This window comes from Mycolicibacterium sp. lyk4-40-TYG-92 (genome assembly GCF_030209435.1).
Taxonomy (GTDB): domain Bacteria; phylum Actinomycetota; class Actinomycetes; order Mycobacteriales; family Mycobacteriaceae; genus Mycobacterium.
The window spans coordinates 184,449-199,786 of the sequence record NZ_JARVRX010000007.1; the positions used below are offsets into that span (position 1 = coordinate 184,449).

General features: G+C 70.8%; 12 protein-coding genes. All 12 read right to left on the reverse strand.

The annotated features are described in order from the left end of the window. Positions 1-8 precede the first annotated feature (8 nt). The 12 genes from QRN63_RS13175 to mraZ all read right to left on the reverse strand — a co-directional run bounded on the left by QRN63_RS13175 (position 9) and on the right by mraZ (position 15,261). Positions 9-1,004, reverse strand: coding sequence for a cell division protein FtsQ/DivIB (locus QRN63_RS13175; protein ID WP_502888125.1), 996 nt, complete (start codon positions 1,002-1,004; stop codon positions 9-11). Continuing rightward, positions 1,001-2,452: a UDP-N-acetylmuramate--L-alanine ligase gene (gene murC, locus QRN63_RS13180; RefSeq protein WP_285031199.1), complete on the reverse strand. Its 1,452-nt coding sequence runs from the start codon at positions 2,450-2,452 to the stop codon at positions 1,001-1,003. Before murC ends, QRN63_RS13175 begins: the two co-directional genes overlap by 4 nt. Then, positions 2,449-3,621 (reverse strand): undecaprenyldiphospho-muramoylpentapeptide beta-N-acetylglucosaminyltransferase, encoded by a 1,173-nt coding sequence (gene murG / locus QRN63_RS13185; RefSeq protein ID WP_502888126.1) that lies wholly within the window; start codon positions 3,619-3,621, stop codon positions 2,449-2,451. The genes murC and murG overlap by 4 nt, the downstream gene beginning before the upstream one ends. 13 nt (positions 3,622-3,634) lie before the next feature. Continuing rightward, complete coding sequence (gene ftsW / locus QRN63_RS13190) at positions 3,635-5,380, reverse strand: putative lipid II flippase FtsW (RefSeq protein ID WP_285031200.1); 1,746 nt, start codon at positions 5,378-5,380, stop codon at positions 3,635-3,637. Positions 5,381-5,685: 305 nt separating this feature from the next. Further along, a complete protein-coding gene (locus QRN63_RS13195) occupies positions 5,686-6,351 on the reverse strand; it encodes a DUF5642 family protein (protein WP_285031201.1) in 666 nt (221 codons plus the stop codon). A gap of 69 nt (positions 6,352-6,420) precedes the next feature. After that, complete coding sequence (gene mraY / locus QRN63_RS13200; RefSeq protein WP_285031202.1) at positions 6,421-7,500, reverse strand: phospho-N-acetylmuramoyl-pentapeptide-transferase; 1,080 nt, start codon at positions 7,498-7,500, stop codon at positions 6,421-6,423. Further along, positions 7,497-8,996 carry a UDP-N-acetylmuramoyl-tripeptide--D-alanyl-D-alanine ligase gene (locus QRN63_RS13205; RefSeq protein ID WP_285031203.1) on the reverse strand — a complete coding sequence of 500 codons (1,500 nt, stop codon included), beginning with the start codon at positions 8,994-8,996 and terminating at the stop codon, positions 7,497-7,499. Before QRN63_RS13205 ends, mraY begins: the two co-directional genes overlap by 4 nt. Then, positions 8,993-10,534, reverse strand: a complete 1,542-nt coding sequence (locus QRN63_RS13210; RefSeq protein WP_285031204.1) for a UDP-N-acetylmuramoyl-L-alanyl-D-glutamate--2,6-diaminopimelate ligase — start codon at positions 10,532-10,534, stop codon at positions 8,993-8,995. Before QRN63_RS13210 ends, QRN63_RS13205 begins: the two co-directional genes overlap by 4 nt. Before the next feature lie 36 nt (positions 10,535-10,570). After that, on the reverse strand, positions 10,571-12,514 hold the full coding sequence (locus QRN63_RS13215; RefSeq protein WP_267316729.1) for a peptidoglycan D,D-transpeptidase FtsI family protein: 1,944 nt from the start codon (positions 12,512-12,514) through the stop codon (positions 10,571-10,573). Then, positions 12,511-13,704: a cell division protein FtsL gene (ftsL, locus tag QRN63_RS13220; protein ID WP_285031205.1), complete on the reverse strand. Its 1,194-nt coding sequence runs from the start codon at positions 13,702-13,704 to the stop codon at positions 12,511-12,513. Before ftsL ends, QRN63_RS13215 begins: the two co-directional genes overlap by 4 nt. Beyond that, positions 13,704-14,852, reverse strand: coding sequence for a 16S rRNA (cytosine(1402)-N(4))-methyltransferase RsmH (rsmH, locus tag QRN63_RS13225; protein WP_285031206.1), 1,149 nt, complete (start codon positions 14,850-14,852; stop codon positions 13,704-13,706). The genes ftsL and rsmH overlap by 1 nt, the downstream gene beginning before the upstream one ends. Beyond that, complete coding sequence (mraZ, locus tag QRN63_RS13230) at positions 14,827-15,261, reverse strand: division/cell wall cluster transcriptional repressor MraZ (RefSeq protein ID WP_267316727.1); 435 nt, start codon at positions 15,259-15,261, stop codon at positions 14,827-14,829. The genes rsmH and mraZ overlap by 26 nt, the downstream gene beginning before the upstream one ends. Positions 15,262-15,338: the final 77 nt, after the last annotated feature.

Genomic DNA, 15,338 nt, shown 5'->3' on the forward strand with positions numbered 1-15,338 from the left:
ACGATGAGCTACTTCACAGTGGGCAGGTCGGGACTGGACACGTCATAGGTGTGCCCCGGCTGCGTCAGCAGCGCACCGAGCTTGAGCGCCTTCTCCTCGGTGCGGTCCGTGGTTCCCCAGATGACCTCGCGACCGTCGTTCAGCGTGAGCGTGACACCGGCGACCGATGGCGCCCCGACACGTGCGACCTGGCTGAACACCTCGGGACGCAGCGACAACAGGACCTCGAGGGCCGCCAGGGTCGCCGGATCCTTCGGGCCGGGATTGTCGGCATCCAGGTACGGCAGTCCCTGCGGCGGCGGCTCGGTCGCGAAATCCACGCCGTCGCGGTCGAACAGGTGCGGGCCGTCCGGGTACTCCTTGGCCGCCACCGGGACGCGCTCCAGCACCGTGATCCGCAGGGTGGACGGGTACTCGCGCTGTACCCGGGCGCTGGCCACCCGCCGGATCGTGGCGACCCGTTCGGCCACCGCGTCCGTATTGACCTGCAGCAGTGGCGTTTCCGGTTTGACCGCGGCCGCCGCGTTCACCTCGTCCTCGGTGAGGGTCGCCAGGCCGGTGACCACCGTGTGGCGGACCGCCATGATCGGCGTGAAGTACAGCACCAGACCCAGTGCGACGGCGACGACGGCCGTCACCGCCGACCACAGCAACAGCTTCAGCCCGCGGATGACGCCCCGCGTGGGCGCCTTGGGCTGCTCCGACAGGCCCGCCGCACGGCGCCGGGCCTCCTGACGCGCCTGCTCGAGAGCCCTGGCCCGCTCCAGTGCGACGCGGCGTTCCTCGCGCTCGCGCCGGGCGCGGCGACGGGGCCCCTCGTAGTCGGGTGACGCGGGATCGGCCGACGCGGCGTCCGGCGCCGTCTCGGCTGCGGGCTCCGCGCCCGCGGTGTCCGGCTCGATACCCTCCGGCGCACCGTCGTCCGCCGTCTCACCCTGCACCGTATCGCCCTGCGCCACAACAGGTTCGGCAGCCGGCTCCCCCGAGCCGTCCTCGGCTGTCACGGCGTGGGCCGTCCCGGGGCGGCGCGGTCGGCCTTGACCTCCAGTGCGGTCAGGATCTCGCGGCCCAACAGCGTGACGTCGCCGGCGCCCATGGTGACGATGACGTCGCCGGGGCCGGCCTTGGCAGCCACCTGCTCGGCCACCGCGGAGAAGTCCGGCACGTAATGCACCGGCGCCGAGACGTGCTCGACGATGCTCGCACCGCTGACACCGGCCAGGGGGACCTCTCGCGCGGCATAGACGTCCAGGACGAACACCTCGTCGGCACGGTCCAGGGCCTGGCCGAACTCTTTCGCGAAAGTCTGTGTCCGCGAATACAAGTGGGGCTGGAACACGACGATGGACCGGGACGTGCCGGCCACCGCCCGCAACGCCTCAAGGGTCGCCCGTACCTCGGTGGGATGGTGCGCGTAGTCGTCGAAAACCCGGACGCCGTAAGCGGTTCCGACCGCCTCGAAGCGGCGCCGCACGCCTTCGAACCCGGTGAGCCCGTCGAGCACGGCCTCCGGATCGGCGCCGACCTCCCGGGCCGCCAACAGCGCGGCCAGGGCGTTGAGCGCCATGTGCTTGCCCGGCACCGACAACCGCATGCCGCGGCGGTGCGGCTCGCCCGCCAGTTGGATGGCCGCCACCCCACCGGTGCCCTGTTGCTGCCAGTTCAGCAGCGTCGCCTCCAGATCGATGCGCTGCCCACCGCCCATGCCGTACCGCAGTACCCGAACGCCGCGCTCCGCCGACCGCTGGGCCAGTGCTTCGGCACCCGGATCGTCGGCGCACACCACCAGCGCGCCACCGGGACGCAGCCGGGCCACGAAGTCGTCGAACACCGCGGTGTAGGCCTCGACGCTGCCGAAATGGTCCAGGTGGTCGGCCTCGATGTTTGTCACCACCGCCACGTCGGGGGTGTATTCGAGCAGCGAACCGTCACTCTCGTCGGCCTCGGCGACAAAACAGTCACCGCTGCCGTGGTGCGCGTTGGTGCCGGCCTCGCCGAGGTCGCCGCCGACGGCGAACGACGGGTCGAAACCGCTGTGCTGCAACGCCACGATGACCATCGAGGTCGTCGTGGTCTTGCCGTGCGTGCCGGTCACCAGCACCGAGCGGTAGCCGTCCATCAGTTTGGCGAGCACGACCGGGCGCATGATCACCGGGATGCCGCGCCGCCGGGCCTCCACCAGCTCGGGGTTGTCCTTGGGGATGGCGGCGTGCGTGCTGACCACGACGGTCGGCCCGCCCGGCAGCATGTCCAGCGACGACGCGTCGTGCCCGATCCGGATTTCGGCCCCGCGCGCCCGCAGCGCCGCGACACCACGGGATTCCTTGGCGTCCGAGCCGGACACCTGGCCGCCGCGGTCCAGCAGGATCCGGGCGATACCGGACATCCCGGCACCGCCGATACCGACCATGTGCACCCGGGCCAGCCCGGGCGGCAGCTCGCGCGCCGTCATCGGACACCTGCTGCCACGTCGAGAGCGATCTGCGCCACCCGCCGGGCCGCGTCGCGATGGCCGGCCAGCGCGGCCGCCGTCGTCATCTGATCCAGTGCGGCGGTGTCGCGCATCAAAGTTCCGATCCGTTCGGTGACGAAGTCCGGGGTCAACTCGGCGTCGTCGACCAGCAGGCCGCCGCCGGCGTCGACCACCGGTAGTGCGTTGAGTCGTTGCTCGCCGTTGCCGATCGGCAGTGGCACGTAGACCGCGGGCAGACCGACCGCGCTGACCTCGGCGACCGTCATGGCGCCGGACCGGCAGATGGCCAGATCGGCTGCCGCGTAGGCCAGATCCATGCGGTCGAGGTACGGCACACCGACGTACGGCGGGGCACCCGGCGCCGGGTCGGGCAGTTCGAGGGTGTTCTTGCGACCGTAGGCGTGCAGCACCGAAACACCTTGCGCCGCCAGGTTTTCGGCCGCGCCGGAGACGGCGCGGTTCAGCGACTGCGCGCCCTGGGATCCACCGAACACCAGGAGCACGCGGGCGTCGTCGGCGAACCCGAAGAACCTGCGGGCCTCCGCGCGCAGCGCGACCCGGTCGAGTGAGGTGATCGACTCGCGCACCGGGATCCCGACGACCTCGCCGCCCTTGAGCCCCGAATCCGGCACCGCGGCCAGCACGCGGCACGCCGAGCGGGCACCGACCTTGTTTGCCCAGCCCGCGCTGGCGTTGGCCTCGTGCACCACGACCGGGACGGCGCGGCGGCGGCGCAGTCCCCCGCCGCGCGCGGCGAGGTAGGCGGGCAGTGAGACGTAGCCGCCGAATCCCACGACGACGTCGGCCTGGACGGCGTCGAGGATGTCACGGGTCTCGCGGACCGCGGCCCGAACCCGCAGCGGCAGCCGGGCGAGGTCAGCAGAAGGCTTGCGCGGCAACGGAACCGGGGTGATCAGCTCGAGGTCGTAGCCACGTTCGGGGACCAGTCGGGTCTCCAGTCCGCGGGCCGTGCCGAGGGCCGTGATCCGGACGTCGGGCCGCAGCGCCACCAGCGCGTCGGCGACCGCCATCGCGGGTTCGATGTGGCCCGCGGTGCCACCTCCGGCCAGCACCACCGAGATGCCGCGAGTTCCCCGCTCACCTCGGTGCGCTTCCCCGTCGCTCCGCTCGCCTGGGCCCGAACTCACACCCAATCCTGACTCACCCGTACCGCTGACCTTCCAATGTGCGGACCCCTGGGTCCGACCGGCGCGGGTCACGTCTTTGTTGACCCTTGAGGTCACCATTTTGCCTTGCACGCCGTCCGGCACCGTCGGCCGGTACGGGATTGCCACGCTTACTGCGGGCGCGGTCCGGCCGCCGGTCCGGTTCCTCGGTACGTCGCGTGCGCCTCGGGGCGTCGGTCCGGCGCTGCCGGGCCGGGGGTTCCTGCCTGGTGGCCTGCCGGGTGGGCCGCGCGGACCTGGTGGGCTTTGCCGGCTTGGCGGGTTTGGTCTGCCGGGCCGCGGGCTTGCGCACCGGCTTGTCGCCGGCCTTGTCGCCCCGGCCGCGCAGCCGGTCCCGGGCCGAGTCCAGGGTGGTCGGCGAGTACGGTACCGGCGGCGGCAGCCGCAGGATCCGGTTCATGCGGTCGTCGCGGCCCGCCCGCAGCGCGGCCACCGCCTCGGGCTCGTGACGTGCCGCATTGGCGATCAGGCCGATCAGGAGAAGCGTTGTGGCCGTTGCTGTTCCACCGGCGGAGATGAGCGGCAGCTGGATGCCCGTGACCGGCAGGAGGCCGAGCACGTAACCGACGTTGATGAACACCTGGCCGACCACCCACAGCGTCGTGGTGGCGGTCAGCAGCCGCAGGAACGGATCGACCGACCTGCGGGCGATGCGCATACCGGTGTAGGCGAACAGGCCGAACAGCGCCAGCAGGCCCGCCGCGCCGATGAAACCGAGTTCCTCGCCGATGATCGCGAAGATGAAGTCGTTGTGCGCGTTGGGCAGGTAGTTGAACTTCGCGGTGCCCTGCCCCAGCCCGTCGCCGAACATGCCCCCGTTGGCGAGTGCGTACTTGGCCTGGCGTGACTGGTAACCGATACCCAGCAGATCGGAGTCCGGATCCAGCCAGGCGCGCACGCGGTCGGAACGGTAACCGGCGGACACCGCGAGCATGGCGGCCGCGGCGATCGCGGCCACCAGCGAGGTGGCGAAGATCTTCAGCGACAGGCCGGCGTACCAGAGCAGACCCAGCAGGACGATGCCGACCGAGACGGTCTGGCCGAGGTCGGGCTCGGCGACGATCAGGCCGAGGGCCAGCACCGCCGCGGGCAGCAATGGGAACAGCAGTTCTTTGAGCCCGGCGTGTTCCATGCGACGGGTCGCGAGCAGGTGGGAACCCCAGATCGCGAACGCGATCTTGGTCAGCTCGGACGGCTGCATGGAGAAACCGGCGACGACGAACCAGCCGCGGGCACCGTTGGACAGGTGGCCGATGCCCGGGATCAGCACCAGGGCGATCAGCACGAGGCTGACGACGAAGGCCGGCAGCGCCAGCCGGCGGATGAACGAGATCGGCACCCGCAGCGCGATGTAGAACGCGAACAGGCCGATGATCGTCCACAGCACCTGCTTGGCGAAGATCGTCCACGGCGAGCCGTCCTCGTCGTACGAGTGCACGCCCGAGGCCGAGAGCACCATCGTCAGGCCCAGCGTGATCAGCAGTGCCGCGCACGCGATGACCAGGTGGAACGACGTCATCGGCCGGCTCAGCCAGGCCCCGAACCGGGCCCGGGGGCCCTGCCGCTTGGGTGGTGTGAACTTCGTGGCCGACTCCGCGGCCGCGTTTTTGCCCGTGTCTTTGCCACCGTCCTCGGTGGCGCTCGGGTTCGTCTCGTCCGGGGCCTGCGGGCCTTCCGGACCGGCTTTGCCCCGACGGAGCTTTGCAAGGATGTCCGGCATGTGACTACCCGACCTCGTCGTTCACATTGGTCACAAAAACCACAACTGTCCCTTGCATCCCAAAATCCTCCCCTGTCGCGCCCGCGGGGCGCGGCACATCCGGCGCGTGTCGCCGGAATGGGGCGATTTGCCAGGAGTCAGTCGTCACATGGCCACGAGTGACCGCCGCACCTCGTTGACAGTGGGCCGAGGGCCCACACTCAGCGGCGGCCCGACGCGAATGCAACCGCACGGCGAAAATCGGGCCGTGCTGCCGCCACCTCGTTACGTTCGCGGCGCGGCGCAGGACACTCCCGCGCGAGCAGTCAGCTCTTGATCGCCGCAACCGCCTTGACGAGGAGGTCTTTGGCGACCTGGGGGTCGACGTCGGCCTGGACGACGGCCACGGTCTTGTCGCCCAGGACGGCGGTGTAGGTCGTTTCCTCGGTGGGCTTGCCGTTTGCGGTGATGTGCGCCTGCACGCCCATGGTCTTTGCGCCCGCGATGTCGGGGCCGGGGACGCGGTCGACGGTCGCGGTGACGCCGTCGGTCGAGTCGACGGTGATGTGGTCGCAGCCCGCGTGGCCCAGTTCGCCGACGGTGCCGGCCGCCTCGGCCGCCATCACGATGACGGTGTGGCCCTCCTGGTTGCTGCCGATGAAGCCCGCGGTCTTGGCTCCGACGCCAGCTGGCGCGAGCGGCTTGAGCAGCGACGCACACTCGGCGGGAGTGACGACCGACGGCGGCGTGGTGGTGAGCGCGCCGACACCGGGCGCATCGAGCTTCTCCTGGGTGACGGTGTCCGCCTCCAGGTCCATCGGGTCGTAACCCGGCGGCAGGCTGCCCTTGGCGCCGCCGATCTTCGAGATGTCGTACTTCGCCGCGACCTGGCCGCCGCTCCCGGACTTGCCGTCCGTACCGCCGCAACCGGCGATCAGCGCCGCGCCCGACAGCACGACAACGGGTCCGACCAGGTATTTCTCGACGTTCATGGCGCGAACCCTAACAGCGGGCTCCAGCACCACCGCGCAAATGCTGAATGTCGGCTGGGAGCCGCGTGTCTAACGGCCACCCGCCGACAGCCACTCGCTGTAGAACAGTGCCACCCCGAGGCCGCAGGCGATGGCGGTGAGCAACCAGAACCTGATGATCACCGTGGTCTCGGCCCAGCCGGCCAGCTCGAAATGATGATGGAACGGCGCCATCCGGAACACCCGGCGCCCCGTGGTGCGGAAGGCCAGAATCTGGACCACCACCGAGGTCACCTCAGCGACGAACAGGGCGCCGAGCACGATGGCCAGCGTCTCGGTCCGGCTGGTCACCGACAGCCCTGCGATGATGCCGCCGAGCGCCAGCGAGCCGGTATCGCCCATGAAGATCTTGGCCGGCGCGGCGTTCCACCAGAGGAAACCGATGCAGGCGCCCGCGGTCGCGGCCGCGACCAGCGCCAGGTCCAGCGGGTCCCGGACGTTGTAGCAGCCCGGGCCCGGGCTGGTGGCGCACGCGTTGCGGTACTGCCAGAACGTGATCAGGACGTACGCCGCGCTGACCATCGCCATGGCTCCGGCCGCCAGCCCGTCCAGGCCGTCGGTGAAGTTGACCGCGTTGGACCACGCGCTGACCAGCACCACGATGAACAGTACGAACAGCACCGGGCCGAGCGTCACCGTCGCGATCTCGCGCACATACGACAGACCGGCGCTTCCCGGCGTCAGCCCATAGCCGTTGCGGAACTGCAGCACCAGCACGCCGAACAGGACGGCCGACACCAGCTGACCGACCGTCTTGGCGGTCTTGTTCAAACCCAGGTTGCGGGCCCGGCGGAGCTTGATCAGGTCGTCGATGAAGCCGACGGCGCCCAGCGACGTCGCCAGCGCCAGCACCAGCAGGCCCGAGGCCGACGGCCCTTCGCCGTCGACCAGCAGCCCGACCAGGTGGGTACCGAGGTAGCCGCACCAGATGCCGGTGACGATCGCGACACCGCCCATCGACGGTGTGCCGCGCTTCTTCTGGTGGCTGGCGGGCCCGTCCTCGCGAATCTCATGGCCGAAGCCCCGGCGGGTGAAGAGCCGGATCAGCACCGGCGTCAGCACGATCGATACCGCGAGCGCGATACCGACGGCGAACAGGATCTGGATCATGCCTGCCCCTCCCGCGCCAGCTCCTCGGCCAACGCGCCGAGCCCCGCGGAGTTCGAGGCCTTGACCAGCACGACGTCGCCGGGCTCCAGCTCGGCGCGCAGCAAATCAAGCGCGGCCTCGGCATCGGGGACGGGCGATACCTCGCTGCCCCACGAACCTTCCATCACCGCGCCGTGTTGCATGGCGCCCATAGTCCTCCCGGTTCCGACGACAACCAGTCGTGACACATCTAAACGCACGGCCAGTCGACCGATGCTGTCATGTTCGGCAATCGCATCGTCACCCAGTTCGGCCATCTCGCCGAGCACCGCCCAGCTACGCACCGGCACGCCGGATTCGGCGCGCGCCGACTTGGCCATCCAGGCCAGTGCCTTGAGGCCCGCCCGCATCGAGTCGGGGTTGGCGTTGTAGGCGTCGTTCACCACGACGACGCCGTCGGCCCGCGTGGTGACCTGCATACGGTGTTTCGAGACGGGGCCGGCGCCGGCGAGTGCGTCGGCCACCTGCTGCAGGGTCGCGCCGCATTCCAGTGCGACCGCGGCGGCGCTCAGCGCGTTCGACACCTGATGGTCGCCGTGCACCGCCAGCGCGACGTCGACCTGCTGCTCCCCCGCGTGCAGCGTGAAGCGCGGGCGGGCCAGCTCGTCGAGGGTGACGTCACCGGCCCACAGGTCGGCGCCGGGCGACCGCGATACCCGCACCACGCGGGCCGCGGTGGTCTCCGCCATGGCCGCGACGGCGCCGTCGTCGGCGTTGAGGATGACGACACCCGACGCCGGAACAGCTTGTGGCAGCTCGGATTTCGTCGCGGCGATGACGTCGCGCGAACCGAACTCGCCGAGGTGGGCGGTACCGACGTTGAGCACCACACCGATCGACGGCGGCGCGATCGCGGCGAGCGCGGCGATGTTGCCGGGGTGCCGCGCGGACATCTCCAGCACCAGGAAGTCGGTGTCACCGGTGGCCCGCAGCACCGTCCACGGATGGCCGAGCTCGTTGTTGAACGATCCCGGCGGCGCGATCACGTCACCCAGCGGTGCCAGCACCGCTGCCAGCAGGTCCTTGGTCGACGTCTTGCCCGACGAGCCGGTGACACCGATGATCCGCAGGCCCCCGGCGGCCAGCCGGTCGGCCACCGCGCGGGCCAGCTTGCCCAGGGCGGCCAGCACTGCGGCACCCGAGCCGTCGGTGTCGTGCTCCAGCGCACCCGAAGCCGAATCAACCTGTCCGGCAACCGGTTTCACGACGATGGCCGGCACGCCGACGGGCCGCGCCGCCAGCACCGCAACAGCACCCGCCGCCACCGCACCCGCGGCGAAGTCATGTCCGTCGGTCCGGGCGCCCGGCAGGGCCAGGAACAGCCCGCCCGCGGTGACGGCCCGCGAGTCGAATTCGACGGTTCCGGTCACACGCGTCGCGGCGGCAGCCTCGGGCGTGATGTCGGACAGCTCGCCGCCGACGATGTCGGCGATCTCGGCCAGGGTCAGGTCGATCATGCGGGTGACTCCCCAGCTTTCCCGGCCGCGGCATCGAGCGCGGCGGCCAATTCATCACGATCGTCGAAGGGACGGGTATGGCCTGCGCTTGTCTGGCCCGACTCGTGGCCCTTGCCCGCGACCAGGACGGTGTCCCCGGCGCGGGCCCAGGCGACGGCGTGGTCGATGGCCGCGCGCCGGTCACCGATCACCACCACCTCGGCCGGGCCATCGGCGGCACCTGCCGCGATGGTGGCCCGGATGAGATCGGGATCCTCGTCGCGCGGGTTGTCGTCGGTGATCACGACCAGGTCGGCAAGTTCCGCGGCGATGCGTCCCATCGGCTCGCGTTTCCCGGCGTCCCGGTTGCCGCCGGCGCCGAACACCACCGCCAGCCGGCCCTGGGTCTGCGGGCGCAGCGTCTGCAGCACCGCCTCCAGGGCGCCGGGCTTGTGCGCGTAGTCGACGAGGGCCAGGAAGTCCTGCCCGCGATCGACGGGCTGCAGGCGGCCGGGCACGGTGGCGGTCTCCAGTCCGGGTGCCGCCCGTTCGGGAGTGACGCCCACCGCGTCGAGCAGTGCCACCGCCAGCAGCGCGTTGGCGACGTTGTAGCCACCGGGCAGGCCGATCCGCAGCGCGTGCCGGGCGCCGTCGGGCCCGACGGCGGTGAACTGCTGACCACCACGGTCTGCTTCGACGTCGGTGACAGTCCAGTCGGCGTCGCCGGTGGTGCTGACGGTCACCGGATCGACGGCCCGAGCCGCCATTTTCCGGCCCCAGTCGTCGTCCACGCAGACGACCGACACTTCCGCGTGATTGGGCGAATCAGGTTGGAACAGCCGGGCTTTGGCGTCCAGGTAGTCCTCCATCGTCGGATGGAAGTCCAGATGGTCGCGCGACAGGTTGGTGAAACCGCCGGCGGCGAACCGCAGGGCGTCCACCCGGCCCAGCGCCAACGCATGGCTGGACACCTCCATGACGACGGTGTCGACACCGCGCTCGACCATGGTGGCCAGCAGCGCCTGCAGCGCCGGCGCTTCGGGGGTGGTCAGGGAACTCGGCAGGTCGCGGCCGTCGATCCGGATGCCGACGGTGCCGATCAGCCCGGCCACCCGCCCGGCGGCGCGCAGCCCCGCTTCCACCAGATAGGTGGTCGTGGTCTTGCCGGAGGTCCCGGTGACACCGATGACGCGCACCCGCTCCGAGGGCCGGCCGTAGATTTCGGCGGCGACCTCGCCCAGAACCGCCCGCGGGTCGGGGTGCACGAGTACGGGCACATCCACGTCGAGAAGCTCCAGGCCCTCGTGGTCGGTCAGCACGGCGGCGGCGCCGGCCGCGACGGCGTCGGCGGCGAACCGCGCACCATGAGCGGCCGATCCCGGCAGCGCCGCGAACAGATCACCGGCGACGACGTCGCGGCTGCTCAGCGTGACACCGGTGACCCGCAGCTCCCGGGCCTGCACCTCGGACGGCTGCGCTGCGCCGACGTGGTCGGCCAACGAGCCCAGCGCGGCTCCGACAGGATCAGCGGGGCGCAAGGTAGGCGAAGACATGGCCATGACACAGTACCGGGCCGGACACGGGTCTCCCGCCCGTCAGGTGGCCTGCAGGACCAACGGCGGACCGGGGTCCGGCGACAGCGGCACGTTCTCCCGCTGCATCAGCCATGCCGCGATGTTGTGGAAGAGCTGTGCCATGGAGTGGCCCGGCGAGCCGTCCGCGTTGCGTTGCGGGTTGTTGGCCATGATCCCGACGACGTAGCGCGGGTCGTCCGAAGGGGCCATGCCGGCGAAGGTGATCCAGTAGTGGTCGTCGTCGTAGTAGCAGCCACATGCCGGGTTGATCTGCTGGGCGGTACCGGTCTTGCCGGCCATCTGGTAGCCCTCGACCGCGCCCGGCCAGCCGGTGCCCTGCTGGGTGCCGCGCGGGTCACGCTGGAGCGTCGCGCGGAACATGTTGCGCAGCGTCGCCGCGGTCTGCGGCGACACGACCTGAACGCCTTCGGGCGCCGCCTGGTCCTGGTGCGCGCCGTCGGCCGAGACGATCGACTTGACGATGCGCGGCGGGATGCGCAGGCCGTCATTCGCGATGGCCTGGTACATGCCCGTCATCTGGAGCAGCGTCATCGAAAGGCCCTGTCCGATCGGCAGGTTCGCGAAGGAGCTGCCCGACCACTGATCGATCGGCGGAACCAGGCCCGCGCTCTCACCCGGCAGGCCCGAACCCGTGCGCTGGCCGAGGCCGAACTTCGTCAGCATGTCCGCAAAACGTTCCGGGCCGACCCGCTGGGCCAGCATCAGGGTGCCGATGTTCGAGGACTTCCCGAAGACGCCAGTGGTGGTGTACGGGTCGGTGCCGTGGCCCCAGGCGTCGCGGATGGTGACGCCACCCATGTTGTAACTGCCCGGAACCTGCAGCACCTCATCGGGATTCGAGAGCCCGAACTCGATGACCGACGCCGCGGTGACGATCTTGTTCACCGAGCCCGGCTCGAACGGCGACGTCGCAGGCAGGTTGCCCATCTGCTTGTCGTCCTGCCGGCTCAGTTCCTGCGCCGGGTCGAAGGTGTTGTCGTTCGTCATGGCGAGAATCTCGCCGGTCTTCGAATCCAGGACCACCGCCGAGACGTCGTGCGCGCCGGACATGTCCTTGGCCTGCTGCACCTGCTGCTGGACGTAGTACTGGATGTCGTTGTCGAGCGTGAGCTGGATGGTGGCGCCGTTGATGGCGTCGTGCCGGTCCCGGTAGCTGCCGGGGATCACCACACCGTCCGAACCGCGGTCGTAGGTGACCGAACCGTCGGTGCCGGAAAGCTTTGCGTCGAAGGAGTCTTCGAGGCCGAGCAGGCCGTGGCCGTCCCAGCCGATGTCGCCGACGACGTTCGCGGCGAGCGAGCCACCGGGGTACTGCCGGATGTCCTGACGCTCGGCGCCGACCTCGGGGTACTTCTTGGTGATCGCGTCGGAGATCGCCGGATCGACCGCCCGCGCGAGGTACACGAACGAGTCCCGGCCGGTGATCTTCTTGGCCAGGGTCGCGGCGTCGGGCTTGTTGTTCAGCAGGCCGGCCACGCCGACGGCGATCTCGTTGAGCCGCTTGTCCGGGTCCGGCGCCGCCGGGGTCTTGGCCTTCGCCTCGGTCAGCTGCTGGCGGATCCGGTTGGGCTGGAAGGTCAGGGCGCGGGCCTCGATGGTGAACGCCAGCTTGGCGCTGTTGCGGTCGACGATGCTGCCGCGCACCGCCTTCTGCACGTCGGTGACCTTGAGCTGGCTGGCCGCCTCGGCGCGCAGGCCGGCGGCCCGGGGGCCCTGCAGGAAGAACAGCTGCACGGCCGCCGTCAGCAGCACCAGCGCGATGATGATGTTGCCGAGTTTGTGACGGAACCCGAAGGAGCCGGTGCGGCCCTCGGGCACGACGGCTTCGCGGGTGCGCCGGTCATGGGCCGAATGTGGTTGCGCGGTGCGCGGTTTGGCGGCTGGGCGCTTGCGCGGCGCGTCCGTCCGCGCGGCGCCGGGCTTGCGGGGTCGCGCGCCGCTCATGCGGGAAGGCCGGGGGCGGGCTGCGCCGGCAACTGAGCCGGGACCGGGGCCGGCACAGCCGGGGCCGGGACGGGCAGCGGAGCCTGTGCGACCGGGGCCGGGACGGGCAGCGGAGCCTGTGCGACCGGGGCCGGAAGCGCGGCCTCAGGCTGCAGCGCCGGGCCGGGCAGCGTGCCCTGTCCGGGCACCGGGAGCGCCGGAGCCGCCGGTACGGGCGCCGCGAGGGCGGGCGCCGGGACCGGGAGCACCGGAGCCGCGGGCGCCGGGGCGTGCACGACCTGCTCGCGCGGGTCGACCACGACGGGTGCCGGCGCCGCGGCCGGGGCCGGAACAGCGCCCGGAACGGGAGAAACCGGAGCCGGCACACCGGCCGGAGACGGCGCGGGCGCGGCGGCGGGTGCCGGGGCCGGCGCAGCAGCCGGGGCTGCGGCGGGCCGCGGGGCGGGCGGAGCCGCCTCGGGCAGTGGCGTGTTGAGCGGTGGTGGCGGTACGCCCTGCGCCGGCTTCGGACTGCCGACCAGCAGCCAGTTACCGGTGGGGTCCTGCACCAGGTGCGCGGTGTCGCGCGACGGGATCATGCCGAGGTTGCGCGCCGCGTCGGCCAGGGCCGGCGCGGCCTGCGCGACCAGCACGTCCCGCTCGAGGGCCTCTTTCTGTTGCTGCAGAGCCTGATTGATCTCCTTGGCACGGCCCAGCTCGTACGACCGTTCGGCCGCGGAGGTCGACAACCACAGCGTGACGCCGAGGCCCATGCCCAGTGCCCCGATGATCAGGACGACGAACGGCACCCGCGCGATGAGATGCCGCGGGTTCAGATCCATCTCGGCAATACGGATCAGCAGCCGCTCCCGCAGCGGGGTACGAATAACCTTGGGTGCCTTGGCCTTCCGAGCCTTGGCCCGGGCCTTGGCCTGCGAGGCGCTCTTGGGACGCGACGGCGCCGCCGTCGGCCGGGCGAACGGTGTGGTCTGCGGACCGGCACCGGTGGGCTTGGACCGCTGCGGCCGGACGTCACGCTTTCCGCGCTTGACGCGGGCGTCAGCCTTGTTGTCGCGCTTGGCTTCCCGCTTGCCGCCCTCGCGACGCGACGCCACGTCGTCACCGTCGCGACGCGTGGTGCGGCGGCGCGGATCGGGGTCGGAGTCCCGTCGAGCACTGCCGCCGCGTACCGGTGCTGGCCGCTTTGCCATCACAGACCTCCCCTTGTGACAACTTTTTCCAGTGCGCGCAGGCGAACGGACGCGCTACGCGGATTCGATTCGAGTTCGTGTTCATCGGCCCGCTCGGCGCCGCGGGTCAACGAGGTGAAGAGCGGCTCGTAGCCGGGCAGCTCCACGGGCAGACCCTCCGGGCTACGCGATGCGATGGCATCGGTGAAGTACCCCTTGACGATCCGGTCTTCCAGCGACTGATACGCCTCGACCGCGATCCGGCCGCCGGGGCGCAGCGCGTCCAGCGCGGCGGGGATGGCCGCCCGCAGGCAGTCCAGCTCACCGTTGACCTCGGTGCGCAGCGCCTGGAACGTCCGCTTGGCCGGATGCCCACCGGTACGACGGGCCGGGGCCGGGATCACCGCGTAGAGCAGTTCGACCAGCTCGGTCGTCGTGGTGAACGGCCGGCGGGCGCGCTCCCGGACGATCGCGCCGGCGATGCGCGAGGCGAACTTCTCCTCGCCGTACTCCCGCAGCACGCGGGTGAGCGCCCTGGCGTCGTAGGTGTTCAGGATGTCGGCCGCGGTCAGGCCCGAGGTCTGGTCCATGCGCATGTCCAGCGGCGCGTCCTGCGCGTACGCGAAACCGCGCTCCGCCTGGTCGAGCTGCATCGAGGACACCCCGAGGTCGAACAGGATGGCGTCCAATTCACCTGGGCGGTAACCGGATTGGGTCAGTGCCTCGTCGATGCCGTCGTACGGGGTGTGCACCAGGTGCACCCGGTCACCGAACGGCGCGAGGCGCTCGGACGCCAGCCGCAGCGCGGTCTGGTCGCGGTCGAGGCCGATGAGCGTCACAGCCGGGAACCGCGTGAGGAAGGCTTCGGAGTGGCCACCGGCGCCCAGTGTCGCGTCGATCATGACGGCGCCGGCACCGTCGGCGCCGTTGCGGGTGAGTGCCGGGGCCAACAGTTCGACGCAGCGGTCCAGCAGCACCGGAATGTGCGGACGGCGATCGGTCAACGCAACACCCCCAAAAGGCTTCAGCTGGTGGATTTGTGCGGCCCCTGCAGCGAGGTCTCTGTCCGAGTTCGCGAACCTGACGTTGGGGAAGTACGCCAGGGCCGGTTCGGGCAGAGGCCACGCTGCACGGGCCTGCAGGTCAAAGGGTGCTGCCGAGCGCTTCATCGCTTGCCGCGGAGAAGTTCTCTTCGTGAGTTTCTTGGTAGGCCTGCCAGGCCGCGGCATCCCAGATTTCGAGGTAGTCCACCGCACCGATCACGACGCACTCCTTGGTCAGGCTCGCGTAGCGACGGTGATCGGCCGACAGGGTGATGCGGCCCTGAGCGTCGGGATGCTGCTCGTCGGCGCCCGCGGCGAAAACGCGCAGGTCGGCACGAGCGGCGGGATCGTTCCGGGGAGTGCTCGCCACGCGGCGGGCGATCTCGGCCTCGAACTCGACCCTCGGGTACACGGCGAGGCTGTGATCTGGACTTTTGGCGACCATCAACCCTCCTGCCAGTGCATCGCGGAACTTGGCGGGCAACGTCAGTCGCCCCTTGTCGTCGAGCTTCGGCGTGTAGGTACCCAGGAACATCAGGCACCTCCCACCACTCCGGAGTCCGGTCTCTCCGACGTCCGCCACATTACCCCACAATCCCCCACTTCTCTCCA

Bases quoted from the DNA above. Each gene is read 5' to 3' on its own strand.
- murC (WP_285031199.1), bottom strand. From the start codon at position 2,452: ATGACGGCGCGCGAGCTGCCGCCCGGGCTGGCCCGGGTGCACATGGTC.
- ftsW (WP_285031200.1), bottom strand. From the start codon at position 5,380: ATGCCGGACATCCTTGCAAAGCTCCGTCGGGGCAAAGCCGGTCCGGAA.
- QRN63_RS13195 (WP_285031201.1), bottom strand. From the start codon at position 6,351: ATGAACGTCGAGAAATACCTGGTCGGACCCGTTGTCGTGCTGTCGGGC.
- mraY (WP_285031202.1), bottom strand. From the start codon at position 7,500: ATGATCCAGATCCTGTTCGCCGTCGGTATCGCGCTCGCGGTATCGATC.
- QRN63_RS13205 (WP_285031203.1), bottom strand. From the start codon at position 8,996: ATGATCGACCTGACCCTGGCCGAGATCGCCGACATCGTCGGCGGCGAG.
- QRN63_RS13210 (WP_285031204.1), bottom strand. From the start codon at position 10,534: ATGGCCATGTCTTCGCCTACCTTGCGCCCCGCTGATCCTGTCGGAGCC.
- QRN63_RS13215 (WP_267316729.1), bottom strand. From the start codon at position 12,514: ATGAGCGGCGCGCGACCCCGCAAGCCCGGCGCCGCGCGGACGGACGCG.
- ftsL (WP_285031205.1), bottom strand. From the start codon at position 13,704: ATGGCAAAGCGGCCAGCACCGGTACGCGGCGGCAGTGCTCGACGGGAC.
- rsmH (WP_285031206.1), bottom strand. From the start codon at position 14,852: ATGAAGCGCTCGGCAGCACCCTTTGACCTGCAGGCCCGTGCAGCGTGG.
- mraZ (WP_267316727.1), bottom strand. From the start codon at position 15,261: ATGTTCCTGGGTACCTACACGCCGAAGCTCGACGACAAGGGGCGACTG.